This window comes from Caulifigura coniformis (genome assembly GCF_007745175.1).
Taxonomy (GTDB): Bacteria; Planctomycetota; Planctomycetia; order Planctomycetales; family Planctomycetaceae; genus Caulifigura; species Caulifigura coniformis.
Map to the genome: position 1 here is coordinate 3352971 of NZ_CP036271.1, position 20349 is coordinate 3373319.

Annotated in this window: 16 protein-coding genes; 2 read left to right on the plus strand and 14 right to left on the minus strand. The window is 63.6% G+C overall.

Annotation, left to right across the window (positions count from 1 at the left end):
• Positions 1 to 2 precede the first annotated feature (2 nt).
• The 3 genes from Pan44_RS13515 to lepB (Pan44_RS13525) all read right to left on the minus strand — a co-directional run bounded on the left by Pan44_RS13515 (position 3) and on the right by lepB (Pan44_RS13525) (position 4013).
• The gene (locus Pan44_RS13515) at positions 3 to 293 is read right to left on the minus strand and encodes a putative quinol monooxygenase (RefSeq protein WP_145030568.1); all 291 of its coding nucleotides are present in this window, start codon (positions 291 to 293) and stop codon (positions 3 to 5) included.
• A 62-nt stretch (positions 294 to 355) separates the two neighbouring features.
• On the minus strand, positions 356 to 2209 hold the full coding sequence (gene lepB / locus Pan44_RS13520) for a signal peptidase I (protein WP_197454068.1): 1854 nt from the start codon (positions 2207 to 2209) through the stop codon (positions 356 to 358).
• Positions 2210 to 2297: 88 nt separating this feature from the next.
• The gene (lepB, locus tag Pan44_RS13525) at positions 2298 to 4013 is read right to left on the minus strand and encodes a signal peptidase I (RefSeq protein ID WP_145030569.1); all 1716 of its coding nucleotides are present in this window, start codon (positions 4011 to 4013) and stop codon (positions 2298 to 2300) included.
• A 326-nt stretch (positions 4014 to 4339) separates the two neighbouring features.
• Between lepB (Pan44_RS13525) and Pan44_RS27405 the strand changes: the two genes are divergently transcribed.
• Positions 4340 to 6952 (plus strand): DEAD/DEAH box helicase, encoded by a 2613-nt coding sequence (locus tag Pan44_RS27405; protein WP_197454069.1) that lies wholly within the window; start codon positions 4340 to 4342, stop codon positions 6950 to 6952.
• A gap of 4 nt (positions 6953 to 6956) precedes the next feature.
• Here Pan44_RS27405 and Pan44_RS28095 read toward each other — a convergent pair whose 3' ends face one another.
• The 6 genes from Pan44_RS28095 to Pan44_RS13560 form a co-directional block, all read right to left on the minus strand.
• Complete coding sequence (locus Pan44_RS28095; protein WP_261342610.1) at positions 6957 to 7082, minus strand: hypothetical protein; 126 nt, start codon at positions 7080 to 7082, stop codon at positions 6957 to 6959.
• On the minus strand, positions 7079 to 7546 hold the full coding sequence (locus Pan44_RS13540; RefSeq protein ID WP_145030571.1) for a hypothetical protein: 468 nt from the start codon (positions 7544 to 7546) through the stop codon (positions 7079 to 7081). The genes Pan44_RS28095 and Pan44_RS13540 overlap by 4 nt, the downstream gene beginning before the upstream one ends.
• A 73-nt stretch (positions 7547 to 7619) precedes the next feature.
• Positions 7620 to 8114 carry a carboxypeptidase regulatory-like domain-containing protein gene (locus Pan44_RS13545; RefSeq protein ID WP_145030572.1) on the minus strand — a complete coding sequence of 165 codons (495 nt, stop codon included), beginning with the start codon at positions 8112 to 8114 and terminating at the stop codon, positions 7620 to 7622.
• A gap of 223 nt (positions 8115 to 8337) precedes the next feature.
• Positions 8338 to 9342: a DUF1559 domain-containing protein gene (locus Pan44_RS13550; RefSeq protein WP_145030573.1), complete on the minus strand. Its 1005-nt coding sequence runs from the start codon at positions 9340 to 9342 to the stop codon at positions 8338 to 8340.
• Between the two features lie 209 nt (positions 9343 to 9551).
• Positions 9552 to 10925, minus strand: a complete 1374-nt coding sequence (locus Pan44_RS13555) for a DUF1501 domain-containing protein (RefSeq protein WP_145030574.1) — start codon at positions 10923 to 10925, stop codon at positions 9552 to 9554.
• A gap of 703 nt (positions 10926 to 11628) precedes the next feature.
• Positions 11629 to 12528 (minus strand): SDR family NAD(P)-dependent oxidoreductase, encoded by a 900-nt coding sequence (locus tag Pan44_RS13560; protein ID WP_197454070.1) that lies wholly within the window; start codon positions 12526 to 12528, stop codon positions 11629 to 11631.
• A gap of 234 nt (positions 12529 to 12762) precedes the next feature.
• Between Pan44_RS13560 and Pan44_RS13565 the strand changes: the two genes are divergently transcribed.
• Positions 12763 to 14016: a serine/threonine protein kinase gene (locus tag Pan44_RS13565; RefSeq protein ID WP_145030576.1), complete on the plus strand. Its 1254-nt coding sequence runs from the start codon at positions 12763 to 12765 to the stop codon at positions 14014 to 14016.
• On the opposite strand, the gene Pan44_RS13570 is transcribed toward Pan44_RS13565, so the two are convergent.
• From Pan44_RS13570 to Pan44_RS13590, 5 genes are all read right to left on the minus strand, one after another.
• Complete coding sequence (locus Pan44_RS13570) at positions 13982 to 14431, minus strand: class I SAM-dependent methyltransferase (RefSeq protein ID WP_145030577.1); 450 nt, start codon at positions 14429 to 14431, stop codon at positions 13982 to 13984. The genes Pan44_RS13565 and Pan44_RS13570 overlap by 35 nt on opposite strands.
• A gap of 22 nt (positions 14432 to 14453) precedes the next feature.
• Positions 14454 to 16250, minus strand: coding sequence for a DUF4091 domain-containing protein (locus Pan44_RS13575; protein WP_145030578.1), 1797 nt, complete (start codon positions 16248 to 16250; stop codon positions 14454 to 14456).
• Between the two features lie 42 nt (positions 16251 to 16292).
• Positions 16293 to 16994 (minus strand): 3-keto-disaccharide hydrolase, encoded by a 702-nt coding sequence (locus Pan44_RS13580; protein WP_145030579.1) that lies wholly within the window; start codon positions 16992 to 16994, stop codon positions 16293 to 16295.
• A 209-nt stretch (positions 16995 to 17203) separates the two neighbouring features.
• On the minus strand, positions 17204 to 19093 hold the full coding sequence (locus Pan44_RS13585; RefSeq protein WP_145030580.1) for an ATP-binding cassette domain-containing protein: 1890 nt from the start codon (positions 19091 to 19093) through the stop codon (positions 17204 to 17206).
• A 160-nt stretch (positions 19094 to 19253) separates the two neighbouring features.
• Positions 19254 to 20267, minus strand: a complete 1014-nt coding sequence (locus Pan44_RS13590) for a DUF1559 domain-containing protein (RefSeq protein ID WP_197454071.1) — start codon at positions 20265 to 20267, stop codon at positions 19254 to 19256.
• Positions 20268 to 20349: the final 82 nt, after the last annotated feature.

The window sequence follows — 20349 nt, forward strand, 5'->3', positions numbered from 1 at the left end:
TCTCAGCCGCTGACCAGTTCGCAGCGATGCGGCACGCGATCGACCAGCGGCAGCACGTGGGGGACGTAGATTGTCGTGTAGCCCTCGGCCAGCCGGTGTTGGGCGAGAAGTTCTTCGCTTTCCCAGCGTTCATTCAGGATGAACACCCTGGGATCGCTCTCCGAGTGATACAGCTCAAACCGCAGGCAGCCCGGTTCGGCCCGCGAAAGGGCCCCGTGCTTTGCCAGGTGTTCCTTCACCTTCGGGACATCAGCTTCGTTCCTGGCGGTGAGCAGAACAGTGATGCAGATCATGGGGAATGTGCGGGGCAGGTGTTGAGTGTCGAAAGTGTGCGAAGCCGTCAGCGTCCGGCGCACTACCGGATCCGCTTCATCCGATCGACCTGGGGGTAGAACGGGACGGTGTACTTGGGATAGTTCTCGACCGGGGTGAAATCGATGACGGCGTTGTCGCCGACCTGTTTCACCCGGGCTTCGCGGTGATCACGAATGGAGAAGCCCCGGCCGTTGTTCAGGAACGGAACGCCGTGAGGCCAGTAGATGTAGAAGGCGCGGCCGACGAGCAGTCGACGGGCGACGGAATGCGGCTCTCCCCACAGGCGGCTGTCCTTGCTCCGCGGGCTGTTGTCTCCGAAGGCCAGATAGCCGTCTGGATCGACCTGGAACTCGTTCTGATCATGCGTGGCCCGCCGCTGGTATTCTTCCCGGTAGGCGTCCGGATCGGCGACCAGCTCTTCAAGCGACCGCTGCAGGGAATCGGTCTGCCGTTCGGCGGCGCGGTAGTAGACGTCGCGCTGGATCACGAGGTCGCGGACGATTCCGGAAGCCCCTTTGAGCGCCAGGCCTGCGGGAGCAAGGTCCGACTGCTGCGGCAGCGAAATGCCCGTCCCGCCATCGCGGGAGAAACTGGCCCCTTCGCCGAACGGGATGAGCGTGTTATTGACCCACAGGCAGATACGGTCGTCGACGTTGGCGTAGGAAATGTCGTATTTGCCTTCGACCGCCATGCTCGTCGGGGCCTCGGCAACCATTTTCCCTTCTCCGCCGAGTCCCTGGTTGAATTCGAACAGCCGTGCGGCACCGGTCGTGAGGTCGATGCGGCAGCGATAGCTGTGGACGCCTTCGCACAGTTCCAGGATCAACTCTCCGCCAGGCTCGATGGACGACAGATCGACGACGCCGTTCAGCGTGAGGTCGCCGACCCAGAACGCCCCCTGGTCGATCTCGTCGACGCTGCGGATATCGACATACGGGCCGCGGCCAACGCCCCAGGCGGCGTTGTAGCCGCAGAAGTCGGCAATCAGTTCCAGCCGCGGTTCCAGCGGCTGTTTCTCTTCGAGCGCCTTCCAGTCCTGCGGCCGGGAGTTGTAGTGGCGATAACGGAGCCAGGCCGGTTCCTTCAGGCCGGCGCCGTCGAGGCGAAACACCCGTGGCTCGTCCGCATGGGTCCAGGTCTTGTCGGTTGGCTTCCAGTCGCCGCCGGCCTCGGGCGTCACGGCCGCCCAGCGTTCGGGCCAGCCGGCCTTGATGAGTTCTCTCGGGGGATGGTTGTCGTCATAGACGAGCATCTGCAGTTCGCGCTGCTTGGACGGGTCGGGTTTTCGGAGGATCTGCTCGGTCTTGCCGTCCCACAGGTAAAGATCTCCCTGGCGGATGCGAATCGTTTCCCCCGGCAGTCCGACCAGGCGCTTGATGTAGTTGACGTCCGGTTCCTGAGGGTATTTGAAGACGAACACGTCCCAGCGATTCGGGTTGCCGATTTCGTAGGGAAATTTGTTGACGAGGATGCGGTCGCCGTTGAAGGCGAGCGCGTCCTTGAGCTGCGTGTTTTCAAATCGGCAATTGGGGCAGAGAGCCGAAACGAGGCGCGAGCCTTCGTAGAGGGCCCCGACTTCGGCGTTGAACTCGTCGCTGGCGCCGACCACGATGTGCGCGCCGCACTGGGTGCAGTTTGTCTCCTTGTGGCGCCCGTAGAGCGTGGGGGCCATCGAACCCGTCGGAATCACGAACGCTTCCGCTTCGAACGTCCGGAAGAGGAAGGCCAGGATCAGGGCGAAAACGATCGATTCGACCGTGTCCCGCAGTCCCTCGCGTTTCGGCTCGAGGGGCACCGGAGAGGCGGCGGCGACCCGGGCCCGCAGCTCCTTGTTCGCCTCCTCGGCGGATTTCGCGGGGGCTTGAGGCGTGCTGCCGGGAGGAGTTGTCGACATGCGAGCAAATCGGCTCGCAGGCGAGCCGGCTAAATGGTGATCGCGAACTGAACGGCAGCCGCGTCAACGCATTCGGCCGTCTGCCGGATCAGCGAATATACCGGACGCGAGAAAAGTCGGGTATCCGCACAAACCTCGTCTCCCCGAAGAGGCTCAATTTGCCCTGCTGCGAGGGAAGGTGGACGACGACCGGTTTTCCGACCAGATTCTGACGTTTGACGGCCGGATCGTCCCAGCAGCGGCTGTCGACCGAAACCGGACTGTTGTCCCCCAGCACGAAGAACTCGTCGTCTTTCATCCGGCGCAGGAGCGTGTTGTCCGATTTCGGCGTGTAATAGACATCGCGAAAGACTTTGAGCGCCCTGATCTCGAACGAACCGCCCGCAGCGCCGATCGAAATCGGCCGTGTTGGAGCCGGCGGCTCATGCGACTGCCGATCGGATTTTGCGATCGGGGCAAACAGCGTCTTTCCGTCGATCGCCACCAGAAGTTGGCGATCGATCAGCGAAAACTCCACTGAGACTGTTTCGCCTCGCGGCAGGTCGACCACCGTTTCCTGGAGATCCCGGTTTTGTCCAGATTCGCGCACGCCCGCGACCCCGCGCGCGAAGTCGAGATGCACGATGTACCGGTCCTCGCCGTCGTCGATCGAAACCGCGGCGATGCCGTTTCCGGTTCGGGAGACGAGGTCGAATGAACAGAGCAGGTCGCGGACGATGAACGTCGCGTCGCCGTCACGCGACTTGTTGTATCCGTATTCATCGACGATCGGGGCCTCATGCGACGCGGCCGCGAGCTGACGCAGGGCCCGGAGGAAGACCGGATCGTTGCTTCGCTGTTCCCACATCGCGACCTGCTCGTCATCAACCACGCCGATGGCCGAAAGCTGTCGCAGGTCCAGATCGTATTTCACGGACCCGACGGCCGGCGGAAATCCCCCGCTACGGGGCCAGTTGGAGAGGGGAACCGTCGTCACATGCCGGCCGCCGGAACGGATCCAGTGGCGGAAGGTGAGCCAGTCGAAATCCGGCAACGGTTGAGGGCCGAGTTCATCGTCACTCGCGGCAGCCCGTGAACCTGTCGGGGGGGCGTCGATCACGAACGTCCGTCCGTTCGTCTGCCAGCCGGAATCGGGGCGATTGACGATCCACCGCGGATGCCATTCCGGGTCGTCCTTCGGCTCGTGATCGTGGTCGTCGACCAGGATCGCCATGCCGCGCTGTGCCTCCAGCGAGCGGGGCTGGAGGAGGTCGTTGATGTAGATGTCGCCGTCGCGGATCGCGACGACCTCGCCCGGCAGGCCGACGACCCGCTTCACATACGCCTGAAGCGGGTCGGACGGATTCTTGAAGACGATCACTTCCCAGCGTCGCGGGTCGCGGAATTCATACGCGTGCTTGTGGACCATGAGCTGGTCCCCTTCGTTCCTCGGCAGAGCGTTTGTGGCGATATGGTGCAGTCCGCAATTCGGGCAGACCGATTCGGCCGGAGCGTCGACATCGCCCTGGAGGTCCTGGGCCTGGACCTTTCCCGTCTGGGTGTCGGTTTCGTCGTCGTCCACCAGCACGCCGCTGGCGAACTGGTAATGGCAGGCGGGGCACTCGACCTGTTTGTGGTACCCGAGCAGCGACGGGGCCATCGACCCCGTGGAGATGAGGTAACCCTCGGCGACGAACAGCCGGAACGCCAACACGGCAATCGTCAGGACGACGAGGGATTCCGAGACCTGCCGCACAAAGCCGACGTGCGGCGGGGCGGACAGCGTGGGAGCCGTCTGTTCGTCGATGCCGGTGGGCAGGGTCATAAGTCAGCGAAGTCGGTCTGGTCCGGTTATGCCGGAAAGTCGCGAGGTTCTGAGTTTAACGGCAGTAGGGAATCTGAGGGAACAAGAGAGTTGCGGAAAACCCGGATCGAAACATTCAAAGATTCAGTAACCGATTGCCCCGATATGGCTTGTGGCAATCCGATCACGCAGGGGGCCGGGCAGTCGTATCTTGATGCACTGCGGGATGGGAACCCGCGCGGGCGTCTGCCGACCAGCGATGGGCCGCATGGCCCTGGCAGAACCTTGGTGACAGGGCGTCGGGCCCCGGGGTGGCACTCCTTTCGTCGCCGGACCAAGATGCGGCCATGCCTGCCCCCTCCCGTGACGATCTCGCTGCCGCCTACCTCGACCAGCTCCCGTTCCCGCCCTATCCGGTGCAGGAAGAGGCGCTGCTGGCTTGGTTTACGGCCGAGCAGGGGGTTCTTGTCTGTGCTCCCACCGGCACCGGCAAGACGCTGATTGCGGAGGCCGCCCTCTATGAGGCGCTCCACACCCGCCGGAAGGCGTATTACACCACTCCCCTGATTGCCCTGACCGAACAGAAGTTCCAGGAGTTCCAGGACGCGGCCGAAAGGTGGGGGTTCTCGCGGAACGACATCGGCCTCGTGACGGGGAACCGGAAAACCAATCCTGATGCGCTCGTTCTCGTCGTGGTGGCGGAAATCCTGCTGAACCGCCTGCTGCATCCTGAAGGGTTCAATTTCGAAGAGGTCGACGCCGTCGTGATGGACGAGTTCCACAGTTTCAACGACCCCGAGCGGGGCGTGGTCTGGGAACTCTCACTGGCGCTGTTGCCCAAGTCGGTCCGTCTGCTCCTGCTGTCGGCCACCGTCGGCAACGCCGTCGACTTCACGTTGTGGCTCAATCGCTGCCACGGGCGGAAGGTGCAGCTTGTTCAGGGGACTGAACGCAAGGTGCCGCTGCACTTCGAGTGGGTCGGCGACATGATCCTGCCTGACTACCTCGAGTCGGTGGCCCAGGACGAGGGAGATGCACGGCGTACTCCGGCGCTGATCTTCTGCTTCAATCGCAACGACTGCTGGACGACGGCCGAGCAGCTCAAAGGCAAATCGATCCTGGTCGATGGTCAGCAGAAGAAACTCGCTGCCGAAATTGACCAATGGGACTGGTCGGGCGGGGCGGGGCCCAAGCTGAAGACGCTGCTCATGCGCGGCGTGGGCGTGCACCACGCGGGATTACTTCCGAAGCATCGCCGCCGCGTCGAGGACCTGTTTCAGCGCAAGCTGCTGTCCGTCTGCGTCTGCACTGAGACTCTGGCTGCGGGCATCAACCTGCCGGCCCGGGCGGTCGTCATGACGACACTGATGAAGGGGCCGCCGGGAAAGAGGACGCTGGTCGACCCCAGCACGGCCCAGCAGATTTTCGGACGGGCGGGTCGACCGCAATTCGATTCGCGGGGCTACGTGGTAGCGCTGGCGCATGAAGACGACGTCAAGATCGCGAAGTGGAAGAAGCAGATCGACCAGATCCCCGAAGACACCCGCGATCCCAACCTGATCCGCGCCCGGAAATCGCTGGAGAAGAAGAAACCCACACGGCGAACCACGGAACAGTACTGGAACGAACAGCAGTTCCAGAAACTCATGTCGACACCGGCCGCGAAGCTCGCGAGCCGCGGCGATCTGCCGTGGAGGCTTCTCGCCTATCTGCTCAAGCTCTCGCCTGATGTCGGACGCCTGCGGGCCTTCGCAAAGCGGCGATTGCTCGAACCCAAGCCGATGGAGGCGGCGAACAAACGCCTCACCGACATGCTTGTGACACTGTGGTCACACGATTTCATCGAACTCGATCCGCCGCCCCCGTCCCCCGTTGCCGATGCTGCCAGCGTCGGCGTCACTGTGCCCGCCGCTCCGTCCACCGAGCGCGCGTCCTCCAACTCCTCCAATCCAGCAGCCTCCGCCAGGCCGGGCGGTCTGTTTGACGCCGTGCGCCCAGTTGAGGGCCTAGAGGACGAATTCGGTAGCGGGTTGCTCGATGAAGAGACGGCTTTGCCGCCCGAGTCGCCCATTGAAGAGACGCCGGCTTTGAATGCGCCGGTGGAGGTTGCCGAGACTCCGACGCTGGCAGCGTCGGCGACGGAGCCTGCAGCCATTCCGGCGTCGCAGCTGAAATGGTTCAAGGATGTGGCGCCGAAAGGTGTGTCAGCCTCGCCTCCTCCCGTGCCCGATTATTCACCGCGGACCGCGACGCCGAAGCCGCTGCTCGACCAGCTGTTCACGTTCCGCACGATCCATCCGCTCTACGCCATGTTCCTGCTCAAGTACATGGGGCAGATGGACTCGACCGAGCGCATCCAGGCGCTCGAAAGCGTGCTTGAGCTCTCCCCGTCACTCCTGCCGTTCGTGCGCGCTCCGAAGCCGGAAGTCCTGCCGCAGGGACAGTTCGCCACGACCTGGCTCAACATCGAACTCCTGCAGCGCGGCCTCGCCACCCCCGAGCAGCTTTCACCGCAGGAGAAAGACGACACCGGGCCCCCCAAGCCCTGGGAAGAACGCGTGTGGGTCCTGTCGTTCTCCGACAAGATGAGGCTGCTGTTCGAGGCCGAGTATCCCGGCCTGCGCGAAGTCCGCACGCTCCCGGTGTGGGTCGTCGGCGATCTCGTCCAGTTCGGAGGAGACTTCACGAAGTACATCTCCGGTCGCGACCTGGCCAAGCAGGAAGGCCTGATCTTCCGTCACTGCCTGCGCATGGTGCTTCTCTGCGGCGAATTCGCCGAAGTGATTCCCGACGGGATGGACGCCGCAGAATGGCGGGCCGAAATGCGCGGGCTGGCTGATCTGCTGACCAACAGTTGCCGCTCCGTGGATCCGGAAAGCACCGACCAGATCCTGGAAAACATCGCGGCTGCAGACGTGGTCGTCGGAGAGGAAGCCGCCTCGCCCGACCAGCCGGCGTAGGTTGTCAGAGAGATTTCGCGACGTCGGAATAGCAGTTGACGTAGAACTGGCGTCGCTCGATGCCGGACATGGCGGCCGTTTCCGCATCTGTGACGCCAAACGCCGCATCGGGCTCGATGCATCCACTCACTCGCGGGGGCGCTCGGCGGTTACCTCGCCCTTGACGGGTGTCGTGATCGAAATGAACTCGCGATCTGGTGCTTCTGCCTCCTGAAAATCGACCGTGTACGCGGTGATCGCCGCGTCACCGACTTCGATGCCGGTCTTGATCACGCCTTCGAGGCTGAGTTCCGAAGCCTCCAGCGGTCGCACGCCCGACGCGGTCGTTCCGGGGAAGGCGACATGCACGGCGTAGACCTTCCGGGGACCGCCGGAGGTGAACTTGTAGGGGATCTCCAGCTGGATGACGGCTGGCGTTCGCCAGGTGACGTGGACATCATCGATTCTGACGCCCGACGGACCTTCCGGATACGAAACCGTTGGCTTTGGGGTTGATGGGGCGGCAGGGGCGGATCGTTCCGCCTGTTCACCGCATCCGGCCATCAGCGAGACGGCGAGCAGTCCGCAGGTCGTGAGAGTCAATCGATGGTTCATGGAAGTTCCTGCAGTCGTCCGCACGGGCGGACGACATCAAAACCGCGTTCGGAAGTGTGGTCGACGGCCGGCATCACGATTTTCCGCGGGGCTTCCTGGGATCGCGAGGTTTCACCGGAAGGTCGACCTTCACTTCACCCCCTTCTTTCGAGATGGTCACCTTGAGCGGCGATGACTCGGTCGAATACGGCGCGGGAATGGTTTCGCGCGCGTTGGGGTGATCGGCCTGAAAGATGTCGGGGCCAAGGACCTGGCCGTCCGGATTCGCGAAGCGGCTGACGACGACGGTGTATTCTCCGGGAGGGACGCCGGCATCATCCTGTCGCGAGCTGACGACCTCGAATTTTCCGGCGGCATCCGATGCGCCGATCGCGCCCTGGCCGGGAGTTCCGCTGCCGGCGACCGGCAGCAGGCGGACGCCTGCTGCCGCAAGCGGTTCTCCGGCCGCCGAAAGAAAGCCGACGACCTGTGCCCGATCCAGGCCGTCGTGCCGGCTGCAGCCGGCCGCAGCGGCGGCCAGCGAAAACAGCATCATGAAACGGAAAGCGGGAGTTCTGCGCAGTGACATTCGTGGAATTTCGGAAAGGAGGGCGAGGCACGCGTCCTCTGGAGATCCGGCGGAGCGCTCATGCGAAACGCGGGCGTCGACGGCCGGGCGGGCCGTGCGATGGCGTCGGAATGGGGTGAACAGGGACCTGGCTGGTGGTCCACGGAAGTGCCTGGAACCGGGAGATCCCTTGCCTTCGCCTCGGGCGGGGCCAAGGGACTCCGTCGATTCCAGACCTGGAGGCTCAGTACTCGCCGATGACGTTTCCGTCTGAGGCCTTGCAGAGGTTCGTCAGCGTACCGAGATCGATGTTCTCCGAGACGAAGCGGACGGCGCCGTCACCCATCACGAAATGCAGTCCGCCGGTATGCCGGCTTGCGGCGCTGTACCAGGTGGCGCGTGAGCCCGGGACGGGAGCGCGGGTGCTGTACTTCCAGACGTTCAGTCCGGTCGGCGGGAAGGTGGCGTTGTACGTGCCGACGGGGTCGATCCCGACCATCAGGTTACCTGCGAAGAGCCACGCGGGGCTGCGGCCGTTCTGGGTCGTCAGGGTGGCCTCCGTCATCATCACCGTGTTGCTCAGTCCGTCCGAAGCGGAGGCGAACGGCGCGAAGCTGTTCTCGCCGTACATGTAGCGGGCTTCCATCGCGGTGGCGCGGTAGTTGTTGTGGCCGCGATAGGTGTCGTCCGGCATGACGAAGTCGTAGGACGTGCGGGCGTAGGTGAACTGGGTTCCCGCATCGGGGCTGTAGGTGGTTTCGGCGGCGCCGACCACATCGGAACTGTCCGACGGACAGAGGAGCGAGGTCACGATTGTCGAGGCCAAAGCGGCATGACCAGAGGCGATGCTGTCCGGAGCCGACAGCGGGCTGCCTGCACCCGTTCTGTGGTTGCCGAAGGCTGCGGCGAAGTCGAGGCGGTTGTAGAGGGGGGCCTGATCGAAGAACGGTAGAAGCGTGGAGATTCCGGTTCCGTTGCGGGTCAGCGGATCAGCTCCCGCGCTGAATGCGCCGGACGACGCGGCGCAGATTCCGAGGCTCAGCTTGCCGGCGGGAGACCTTCCGAAGGCGCTCTCGTAGTTGTGGATGCCCAGGCCCAGCTGCTTGAGATTGTTTTTGCACTGGGTGCGGCGGGCGGCTTCGCGGGCCTGCTGGACCGCGGGGAGCAGAAGGGCAATCAGGATGGCGATGATCGCGATGACAACAAGCAACTCAATCAGCGTGAATCCACGCTGGACGCAACGACGCATACGACTTCCTTGCACAAATCTAATGGGTCTCAAACAGACCCCTGAGCTTCGAAAGGCGCATCCGAAGCTCGAACGAACTGAAATCCGATCGTGCGACCGGATCTCAGAGAACGTGCAACAATGGAGCCAATCTGCCCACGTTTCCGTTTTTTGTTCAGCGGAAAGCCTTCAGAGATCAGAACGTGCAAACAAACGCGACAGCGCTGCTTTCAAAGCAGGCGTTTGATCACTTGTCCGCGGCTGATGGGCAGGGGCCGACCGGCGAGATCGTGAATTTCGGTTTCGGGTTCGTGCCCGAGCTGGTGGAACAGCGTGGCGGTGATGTCTTCCGGCGTGACGAGGCCTTCCCGGGGCAGGCCACCGACAGCGTCGGACGCGCCGAGGACCTGGCCGCCACGAATTCCTCCTCCGGCCAGCGCGACAGAGAAAACGGAGCCCCAGTGATCCCGTCCACCAACGTGATTGATCCGCGGCGAACGTCCGAATTCAGACAGCACTGCGACGAGCGTCGTCTCCAGCAGCCCGCGCTCTTCAAGGTCTCCCAGCAAAGCGCTGAGCGCCTGGTCCAGAGGCGGGCCGAGGACCGTCTTCAGGCGATTGGTTTCATCGTTGTGCGAGTCCCACACCGGATTGGATGAGGGCTCATCGGCGCCACGAAACCAGTTGACGTGGACGAACTTCACTCCGGCTTCGATCAGCCGGCGCGACAGCAGAACGCTCTGGCCAAACTGTCCGCGGCCGTAACGGTCGCGAATCGTGTCGGGTTCGAGTGACAGGTCGCAGGCTGCGCGGGAGCGAGGCGATCCCAGGAGCTCGAACACCTGCGACTGGTCGGCCGAGAAACTTGCTCGAGTCCCCTCGCGTTCGATCTCACGCAGCTGACGGTCCACCTGTTCCAGCAGGCGCTCGCGGCGGCTCAGCCGGTCGAGCGTCACGTCCGCGCCGAGCCGGAACTGCGGGACGTCGAAATCCGGGGCGCCCGGTTCACAGTGGAACAACCAGGGATCGGCCGTGTGTCCGAGCCATCCGGAATCCTGTCCGGGCCAGACCGAGCCATCGGTATTGAAGATTCGCTGCGGAAGCCGGACGGCCGGAGGAAGAAGCCGCCGCTCGCGCGAAAGGCTCTGGAGGACCGCGCCCATCGTCGGATGATCGTTGGGCGCGCCGGGATTGGCGTTCTCGACCTGCTTCGGAATGTGCGGCGTTCCGGTCAGCATGTAGTAGCCGGAGGACGAATGGGCGTTGTCCCCCGTGACGACGGCCCGGAGGATCGCCAGCTTGTCGGCGTGGACGGCGGTTTTCGCGAGGAGTTCGCTGAACTGGATGCCCGGGACGCTGGTTGCAATCGGGCCAAATTCTCCGCGGATTTCCCGGGGGGCGTCGGGCTTGGGGTCCCAGGTCGAATGCTGGGGAGGGCCGCCGGTGAGAAACAGGACGATGCAGGATTTCGCCCGGGCCCGTTCCGAGGATGCGGCGGAGGCCACCAGCGGGAGGCCGAATGCTGACAGACCACCGGCTTTCAGGACCGTCCGGCGGGAGAGTCCGTCACAGATTCGCGGCGAGCGGTCGAAGATCGTCAGCACGACTTCTCCAGTTCATGAGGCGGGTGCATCTTCCCGCGGCAGACGATCTCAGGCAAGTTCAATGGGGGGATGAGGCAGGCTCCTGATCGCATTACTCGTTTGTCGGTCGGGTTTTACGCCGCCCGGGGCGGCGCGGGTGCGTGGACATTCGCTGTCGCGGAGGCCTTCCTCCCGGAGGGAGACCTGTGACGACCTGTGACGAGACCTGTGACAGCGAAAACCGTCTGAAACATTGGAGTTCTGGACCTGTGACAGGTGTGACATGTGTGACGAGCTGTGGGGTGTTTTTTCACCCCATCTGACGAGGCTGATCCCCCTTTATGCGTTGCCAACGAACGAACTCTCTCGCCTGACGGGAGGAGTTGCGCATCGAGAAGAGTCGTCGCATGCCGCAGCGAGGTTTCGACATCGAGCCGGGACGTTTTCGCCAGCGCGGAAGGCAGGTTGAATGTCCGGGCGGCCTGGGAGTTGGCGATTCCGGGCGAGGTGACCAAGAAGGGCGCGCTGACGCGTGGTGCGTCCCTGTGGCCCTCTCTTCCCTGGAGAACCCGGAGAAGAGAATTACAGCATCCGCGGGCCGGCAAGTCCGACTGGCCGTGCAGCGAAGCTCGAATGCGTGTCCGTGTCGCGTTCGCGGTGATCGTGTTCATTGTGGCCCTCCACCTTCCGTGCGTGGTTGCGCACGGAGCGGCGGGGGCGCTCTTCAAGAGGCCGCATCGCGAGATCCGACGGGCGCCGGCGCCACCGCAGGGACCGGTTTTTCGGCCAGCGCCTGCTGGTTGGGCGGCGGGTCGGGGAGGCGGCTGATGTGACGCTGCAGGAGATTCAGAAACGTCTGGGGAAAGAGGCGTTTCATGGCAGCGGCGAGTTTGGGCCTGCGGCCGGGAACGACCATCAGTCGACCGCGAAACGTGGCGTCCAGGACCTCCCTTGCGAACCGTTCCGGTGTCACCCGGGCCCGGGCCATCGCCTGTTCTGCAAATCCGCGATGCGAGTCTTTTGCAAACCTCCCCGATTTGAGGAGATCAGTCTGGATGAACCACGGGCAGGCGCAGGTGACGCCGACGTTGTGGCCGCGGAGTTCGACATACATCGACTGCGAAAGGGCGACGACCCCGGCCTTGGCGACATTGTAGGCCGCCATTCCCGGGCCGCAGAGCAGGGCGGCGGCAGACCCGATATTCAGGACGTACGATCGCTCGGGGTTGGATTTGAGCCAGTCGACCATCGTGTGGCAGCCGAGGATGACCCCCCGCAGGTTGATGGAGAGGACCCAGTCCCAGTTGTCGAGGGAGCACTCGCCGACCTCGCCGCTGCAGGAGACGCCCGCGTTGTTGACCAGCAGGTCGAGGGCCGGCCAGCGGCTTTGCAGGTCAGTCCTGAGGGCGGCCCACTGATCTTCGTCGCGGACGTCGAGAGGCAGGAATTCGGCCGATCCGCCGGCCTGTTCGACGAGGGCCCGGGTCTCCGCGGCCGGGGCGGAAAGCAGGTCGGCAATCCCGATGTGCCATCCCTGCGACGCGAGGCGGACGGCCAGGCTCCTTCCCAGTCCGTTTCCGGCTCCGGTGATGAGTGCCCGCTTTGTCGGTCTACCCCGCGTCATGAACCGTGATCCTGCTGACCCACGCATCGGACCGGCTGCGCCGCCTGGATCCGCTCTGACTAACGTAGCGGTTCTGAGGGACAAGGGGAGCGCAGAAACATTGGGGAGAATCGGGTGGTGGGCGGCGATTCCTTTTCCCTTGTTCGTTTCTCTCTTTATACTTGCGAGAGTCACCGGGGCCGTTCGCGCCCTTCAAGCTCGGACACAAAGTCGCCCTGTCGGAGGCGGGACTTCATGTCTGCAACGACGCCCTTTCTCGAAGCCCTCGATCGCAGCAAGATTCTTTCACAGAATCGGATGCTCAGGGTGCGCCAGGCGGCGTCGCGCTGGGCCGAACTTCCCGAGCAGGTGATTGCGCAGAAACTTCTCACGGCCGGTGTCATCAGCCGCTTTCAGGCGGAGGAACTGCTGCGCGGGAATTTCCGTCGTCTGAAAGTCGGCGGGTTCGTCCTGCAGGACATCATCGGTTTTGGCGGGATGGGACACGTCTACCGTGCCCGCGACGTCGAAGGTCAGCGAGTCGTCGCACTGAAGGTGCTGTCGAAGAAGTATCAGCACGACAAGGGGATGCGGGCCCGGTTCCGGCTCGAGGCCGAAGCGGGCATCATGCTCGACAGCCCGAACCTCGTCAAAACGTTCAGCTTCGGCAAGACCGAAGAGTTGTACGGCGAAGTCGATTACATGGTGATGGAGTTCTTCGAGGGGCTGGCGCTGCACGAAGTCGTCAGCGTGTATGGCCTGCTCAAGTATGACTCGGTGTGCGACATGGCCTGCCAGTCGGCGGCCGGCCTCGAACACCTGCATTCCCTGAAACTGATTCACCGCGACGTGAAGCCGGACAACATTCTGGTCGGCAAGAACGGGGAAGCGAAGCTGGTGGACTTCGGGCTGGCGCTGGCGGGAAACACCGGCGTCGAAGACGAGTTTTCGCTGGCGATGATCTTCGGCCACGACGGACTTGGAACGCTGGACTACATGGCTCCGGAGCAGGCGGTCGACAGCCAGAACGTCGACGCCACTGCGGACGTATATGGGCTGGGCTGCACGATCTATGCGGTGATGACTGGCCGTCGTCCGTTCCCGTATCCGTCGCGCACGGAAGTGCTTGAAGCGCACAAGAGCGAAGCTCCACCTTCGATCCTGACGCGGGCTCCGCATGTACCGATCCAGATCGCCGAGATCATCCAGAAGATGATGGCGAAGAATCCGAAGGAGCGATTCCCGGACATGGCGGCCGTGCAGGCAGCGCTGGCTCCTTTTGCCAAGCGCCGGCCGTTGCCGTTCGACTTCGCGGCGATCCTCAATCGCCGTCGCGACGAGGCGCAGGCGAAGCTGGCGAAGCAGGGGCGTTCGCTCACGACGCTGCAGCGGCAGTCGACGACGCGGGCCCGTGGATCGCATACGAGCATGGAAGCGACGGGCGTGGCGCAAGAGACCGACATCCGCCACGACGTCAATCCGGCGATCCATCCGCCGCAGGGGAAGTAAGCCCGATTGCGACTTCACGGCCGTCGATGAACAGACGGCCGTTCGGACGGAGCGCGGCGGCAATGGCTGCCAGCGCCTGATCGGCCGCTTCCGGATGCCGTCCATCGAGCGTTCCGACGCGGACGGCGACCGCGAGGTCGAAAAGCTCTTCGCCGGGCTTCAGGACGAAGTTCTCGATCTCCGTCTGCTGAAAGCTCAGTCCTGGGACTTCTTCTGCGGACATTCCGGCTTCCGCTTGCCGGATCGCTTTGGCAGAGCGATCGATCCCGAGCACGGCTCCGTTGGGAAAGACCTTCCTCGCCATTTCGCGGGCCATGGCCCCGGGACCGCAACCGACCTCGATCACGCGTAAGCCTGGCCGGAGCGGCAGCGAGTCGACGATGTCCTGGAGACGCTGGGACAGGCGCGGAGGCATCGGGTGGATTTCGTCCGTTGAATCAGCTGTCAGCGGGCGGCGTGCGATTGAGGATCGTCCTGGCCGTTGACGCGAGCCAGGCCTCCTGTTTCGGGTAGTCCTCGTAGGACTTCAGGTCTGCGAACAGGGGATCATCCGGCGCCACGCCTGCCGACTGGAGCATGGCGTAATCCTGGAGTGATTCGGCGAGCACTTCCCAGCGAATGGAATCGATCGGGCCGTCCGCCCCGGGGTAGACGACGAAAGTGTCGCCATGGGGCATTCCGGGCCAGGCTCCATTGGTGGCGTCGGCGAATGGATTTGCGATGGTCCCCGTGCAGAATACGAACCAGTAGTTGTGGCCCCAGTGAAGGAATCCCCGGGCGCGCAGTTTGTAGAACAGCCAGCCGGCCATTCGCAGCTTGGTCAGCGGGGTGTCGAAGAGTCGCTGCAGGTATCGGCCGCGCGGACCGCAGCAGAAGTAGACCCACGCCGGGCAGCCGGCCGCGGTGAACGCATGCGCGGTCGCGATGCTGGGGACCGGCATGTCGGACAGTTTTTCGCTGGCGAAGTGCGGATCGCTCATCGCGTCGATGACTTTCATCCACGGCGCCAACTCACGAAGCAGCGCGCGCGCCTTGCGATAGTCGGCAATCTGCACGGCACCGTCCGGCTCATCGGCACAGTGGAAGAGCGACCGGTCGAGGACGTTCTCTTCGCGAAGCACCGTTTCAAATGCAGGCAGGAACTGTTCCAGGAACCGGCGATAGGTCGTCGAGGTCGCGCTGATCTCCGGGGCCCAAAGCAACTTTCCGATGCCGTTATTCGACCGCTCGAAGATCCGCTGCGGATATCGGCCGCTGGTCGGCGCGGGCGTGAAGAAGTGCGTCCATTCCAGGTGGTCGGCTCCGTGCTTCTTCGCCAGTGCGATCCAGCGTCGCACGTCGGTGAAGTCAAACTCGTATTGGTCCTCGCCGGTTCGTTTCACCTTGAGCAGCTGCGCTGGACGCTCGAGGATTTCGTGCCGGGCATTAAAGATCGGACAGTAGATCACGTTGAAGTTGTGGGCCGTCATGTTCGCGATGTATGCGTCGGCCAACTGCCAGAACCGTTCGCTGAACGGCTCGGTGCGGTAGTACTCCCAGATCGAATCGGCCGAGATCCACTGCGTCGCCGGGAAGTCGGTTCTCGGGCGAAGCGCCAGCGGGCGGACGTCGACTGAAACGGGGAGTTCGACGCTCCAGGGCGTGGCCGACGTCCACGCGGGAAACCGGAATTCATCTTCGACCGTCAACTGCACGGAAAGACTGGCGACCTCGACGCGGGCCGACTCCGGAATGCGGAGCGTGATCCAGAATGCTCCGGTTCCAGCCGGACCGAGCTGGATCGAATCGTCAGGGAAGAGGGGATCGGGAACGAGTCCAGGGACATGGCCGATCCCCTCGATTTCATCGAGCGGAGTGTCGGTGTCGTGCTGGGGCATCGGCACGAACCCGACGCGCCGGACCCGCACGTCCCAACCCTCGGGCGCCGTCACCCTGGCGCGGATGCGAATCCCGCAGTCCTTGAGGTTCCGCGCTGCGACCTGGAACGAGAGCTGCGCATTGCGGGGAGTCAGCAGCGGAAGAGGCGTCGCGCTTCCCGGTTCTGAGGTCGGATAGATCCGTCTGAGCGAAGTCTCCGACCAGAACGACACGTTGTCCCGGCGCAGAGGATCGCCCGGACGGGGGGCATTCGGCGCGCTGGCTTCGGAACCGGTCGGGGCGGCGTCCGTCGTTGCTGCCACTCCCCATGTGGCGACTCCGCCGGCCAGCGTTTTCAGCAACTCACGGCGCTTCATCGTCGCAGTTCTCCCGTTTCGATCGCCTGCATCTCCGGCGCGTCATTCCTCGACGCTGATCAGCAGGTCCTCAGGATTCTCGGTCAGCAGGAGGCCTTTCCAGTGCACTTCCTGGGCGACCTTGTTGGAGTGCAGCTGCAGTCCGATCGGCCCGGCGACGCAGGTTTCGGGCAGCGGATCGGTCCAGTCGGCGACGAGCTTGCCGTTGATGACGTGACGAATGCGCGGGGCGATTGCGAGGATCTCCATGCGATTCCAGTCGTGCTGCCTGCCGGCCGCCTGGGCCACGCCGTCCTTGTCCTGGTAAATCGAGCGCCGGCCGTAGAGGTCGAAGAACCCGTACTTCGAGGGATACATCACGAGATGCCCCTTGTAGCTGAAGGGGTCTCCCTGCATTTCGATGGTGTGGCCCCAGAAGGCGATGCCGGTGTGCATTTCGCTTTCGACGAGCTTGCTCTCGAAGATCAGCCGGAAGTTCTTGTAAGGCTTGTCGGTGACGAGATAGGTGCTGGCCGCGGGGGCATTCCCGGCGGTGTTGCTTCCGATGATCGTTCCGCCGTCGACGGTCCAGTACTTCTCCTTCTGCCCCTGCCATCCGTCGAGCGTCTGTGCGTTGAACAGCCGCACCTTCGTTTCCGAGGCGGGGATCTTCTGGTTCATCTTCCTCAGCCAGGCGACGTCGGCCGCCTCGGACGATGCAGCCACCAGCACGGTCAGGACTGTCACAAGAATTCGGATCGACATTTCTGACTCCCGAAAAGCAGGGCAGGGGAAACGCTCCGCGAAGAACCGTCACTGTATCGGAACGGCTGTGCGCTCACATTCCGGCCCGAAGAAACTGTGGGCCCTGCGGAGGACGCGCCGTTGCGGAGGATTGTTGAGGGGAACCACGGAAGGGCCGAAAAACACGGAACTGGAATGCGTGTCGTCGACTCGCCATTCCGTGCTGTGGTTCACCCGCCGGCCACGGATTCCAGATCGGTCCAGCGTTCGAAGGCCGATTCGAGCTCGGCGGTGACCTTTTCCAGGCGCGCGGTCTCTTTCGCGATCTCGCCGCCCGACTGCTGGTAGAAGGTTGGCTCGGCCATCATCGCATGGATGGCCGCCTGATCGGCTTCGAGCTTCGCGATGGTTTCCGGGAGCGCTTCGAGTTCGCGCTGCTCCTTGTAGGTGAGCTTCCTTTGTTTCGGTTTCTCGGCCGGGAGCGAGTTGCCCGCTTTGGGCGGCTCCTGCACGGCGGTCGACGTGCTGGCGGCTTTCTGACGCTGCCAGTCGTCGTAACCTCCAGCGAAGGCCTTGACATATCCCTCCCCTTCGAAGACGAGGGTGCTCGTCACGACGTTGTTCAGGAACTCGCGGTCGTGGCTGACGAGGAGCACGGTTCCCGGGTATTCGACGAGCATCGATTCGAGGAGTTCGAGGGTCTCGGCATCGAGGTCGTTGGTTGGTTCGTCGAGGATCAGGAGGTTCGACGGCTGGGTGAACATCTTTGCGAGCAGCAGCCGGTTGCGTTCGCCGCCGGAGAGATACTTGACGAGGCTTCGCGACCGGTCGGGGGAGAAGAGGAAATCCTGCAGGTAGCCGACGATGTGCCGCGACTTCCCGTTGATCACGACGGTGTCCTTGCCGTCGCCGACGTTCTCCGCGGCCGACCTGTTTTCGTCGAGCTGGGCGCGGAGCTGATCGAAATAGGCGATCTGCAGGTTGGTTCCGAGCCGCACCGTGCCCGACTGGGGCGTGATCTCGCCCAGGAGGGTGCGGATCAGCGTCGTTTTGCCGGCGCCGTTCGGGCCGATGATGCCGATCTTGTCTCCGCGTTCGATGATCAGGTTGAGGTCGCGGAGGACGCTCTTGTTTTCAAAGGCCTGCGAGACGTTCTGCGCGACGGCGACGAGCGCGCCGGAGCGCTGGGCATCCTGCATGGTGAGCTTCACATTGCCGACTGTGTCGCGGCGTTTCGCCCGCTCTTCGCGCATGGCTTTCAGCGCGCGGACGCGGCCTTCGTTGCGCGTCCGCCGGGCCTTGATGCCGGTGCGGACCCACACCTCTTCGGCGGCCAGTTTCTTGTCGAACAGAGCCTGCTGCTGCTGCTCGGCCTCGAGGGCCGCCTCTTTGCGCACGAGGAAGGTCTTGTAGTCGCAGGTCCAGTCGAACAGCCTTGCGCGGTCGACTTCGATGATGCGGTTGGCGAGACGCTGGAGGAACGCGCGATCGTGGGTCACGAAGATCAACGTGATGCCTTCCCGCAACAGGAACTCTTCCAGCCAGCGGATCGAATCGATGTCGAGATGGTTGGTCGGTTCGTCGAGGAGCAGGACGTCGGGCTGAATCACGAGCGCGCGGGCGAGCAGGACGCGGCGTTTCATTCCTGATGAGAGTTCGTCGAACTTCCGGTTCTGGTCGAGGCCCATGCGGTCGATGACCGATTCGGCCGCGTGCACGAGTTCCCAGCCGTGTGAGAGATCAACGCCCTGGCCGACTTGGGCGAGTTCTTCAGCGGCGTGGTGGTCGCCGGCATCGGCCTTCATGGCAAGGGCCTGCACGCGGGCGACGAGGGCGTCTTCGTCGCTGAAGCCGGCGATGACTTCGTCGAAGACGGTATGGTCTTCACCGGCGGGGACTTCCTGGGCCAGCCGGGCGATCTTGAGCTTGGGAGCGACGTCGATGCTGCCGGTGTCGGGGCGCAGGTCGCCGTGCAGCAGCTTCATGAGCGTCGACTTGCCGGCTCCGTTCCGGCCGACCAGCCCGATGCGTTCCCCGGGCTCGATCGTGACCGAGACGTTCTCGAGGAGATTGCCGCCGCCGTAGGTGAAACTGACGTCCCTGACCTGAATCCACGCCATCCGAATCGCTGCTCCGAATCAATCGCTGTGTGAGAGATCGGGAATTGTGACGCAGCGGCGGATTTCGGCCAGTGTGGCCCGCAGAACGAAAGAAGGCGGCCCAAAGATTCGGGCCGCCTTCCATGAATTGCCGGTGGCTCCCGAAAGAGCCTGAGCACGATCAGAAGCTCACGGTCTGGCCATCGGTGCGGTCGCCGAGGTTGCAGTAGGTGACGTAGTCGATGTTTTCGCTGATGAACTGGACTGAGCCGTCAGCCAGGACGAAATGCGCGCCGCCGGTGTGGCTGCTGGCGTGTCCGGCGCCGTCCTGCCAGGAGACAACCGTGCCGGTGCCGGCGCCCATGTTGAGTTCCAGTGTTCTCAGGAACGAGCTGTTCAGCTTGAGGTGGAACAGCGACATGGGGACGTTGTGGGCCCAGGCGCTCCCGAACTGATTGAAGTGGGGCTTGGATTCGCCGAGCAGGAAGGTATTCGATGTGCCGTCGGTGACGTGCGCGATGCTGATGCGCTGAACGCCGCGGGCGAACATTCCGCGCGAGCCGGCGGAATTCCTGAAGGGATACTTCCAGCCGGCCTGGATGTCGGTCGGGTTCGTCTTCCAGCAGAAGGCCTGGTTGTTGCAATCCTTGGCGCCGCCGTCGTTCTGCATCGGTCCTCCGACGGGGCGGTACATGCCTTCCTGCGTCGGGACGCTGACGTCGCTGAAGTTTCCACCGCTGGCCGTCTTGCCGGTCCGCGCGAGCGGGTTGCTGGGGCAGGTGGCGACTTCGAAGAAGCGGCTGGCAATCAGGTTGCGGTTGATCACGCCGCCAACTCCGGCGGTCGCATCGTTGACTGAGCGGGTGGGGTCGAGCTGGTTGAAGAGGGGAGCCTGATCGATATAGGGGAGGATCCCGCGGAACCAGGTGCTGGACGGACTGTTGCGCAGATAGTTAGACGCAACGGCATTGGCCGTGTCGGCATCGGTGAACGTGCTGGCGTAGGGGAAGACGCCGAAGGTGTCGTGATAGTTGTGCAGCCCGAGTCCGAGCTGCTTGAGATTGTTCTTGCACTGACTGCGACGTGCCGCCTCGCGGGCCTGCTGCACTGCGGGCAGCAGGAGTGCGATCAGAATGGCGATGATCGCGATCACCACCAGCAGTTCAATCAACGTAAAACCAGAACGCCGTGACATGAAAACCTTCCGCGAGAGCAACAGAGGAAAACGAAACTCAACACCCGCGCCATGACCCGGGGAGATGTTGATCTCCGGGGAC

Bases quoted from the DNA above. Each gene is read 5' to 3' on its own strand.
- Pan44_RS13565 (WP_145030576.1), top strand. From the start codon at position 12,763: ATGTCTGCAACGACGCCCTTTCTCGAAGCCCTCGATCGCAGCAAGATT.
- Pan44_RS13575 (WP_145030578.1), bottom strand. From the start codon at position 16,250: ATGAAGCGCCGTGAGTTGCTGAAAACGCTGGCCGGCGGAGTCGCCACA.
- Pan44_RS13545 (WP_145030572.1), bottom strand. From the start codon at position 8,114: ATGTCACTGCGCAGAACTCCCGCTTTCCGTTTCATGATGCTGTTTTCG.
- Pan44_RS13570 (WP_145030577.1), bottom strand. From the start codon at position 14,431: ATGCCTCCGCGCCTGTCCCAGCGTCTCCAGGACATCGTCGACTCGCTG.
- Pan44_RS13550 (WP_145030573.1), bottom strand. From the start codon at position 9,342: ATGCGTCGTTGCGTCCAGCGTGGATTCACGCTGATTGAGTTGCTTGTT.
- Pan44_RS13515 (WP_145030568.1), bottom strand. From the start codon at position 293: ATGATCTGCATCACTGTTCTGCTCACCGCCAGGAACGAAGCTGATGTC.
- lepB (WP_145030569.1), bottom strand. From the start codon at position 4,013: ATGACCCTGCCCACCGGCATCGACGAACAGACGGCTCCCACGCTGTCC.
- lepB (WP_197454068.1), bottom strand. From the start codon at position 2,209: ATGTCGACAACTCCTCCCGGCAGCACGCCTCAAGCCCCCGCGAAATCC.
- Pan44_RS13560 (WP_197454070.1), bottom strand. From the start codon at position 12,528: ATGACGCGGGGTAGACCGACAAAGCGGGCACTCATCACCGGAGCCGGA.
- Pan44_RS13580 (WP_145030579.1), bottom strand. From the start codon at position 16,994: ATGTCGATCCGAATTCTTGTGACAGTCCTGACCGTGCTGGTGGCTGCA.
- Pan44_RS13585 (WP_145030580.1), bottom strand. From the start codon at position 19,093: ATGGCGTGGATTCAGGTCAGGGACGTCAGTTTCACCTACGGCGGCGGC.
- Pan44_RS13590 (WP_197454071.1), bottom strand. From the start codon at position 20,267: ATGTCACGGCGTTCTGGTTTTACGTTGATTGAACTGCTGGTGGTGATC.
- Pan44_RS13540 (WP_145030571.1), bottom strand. From the start codon at position 7,546: ATGAACCATCGATTGACTCTCACGACCTGCGGACTGCTCGCCGTCTCG.
- Pan44_RS27405 (WP_197454069.1), top strand. From the start codon at position 4,340: ATGCCTGCCCCCTCCCGTGACGATCTCGCTGCCGCCTACCTCGACCAG.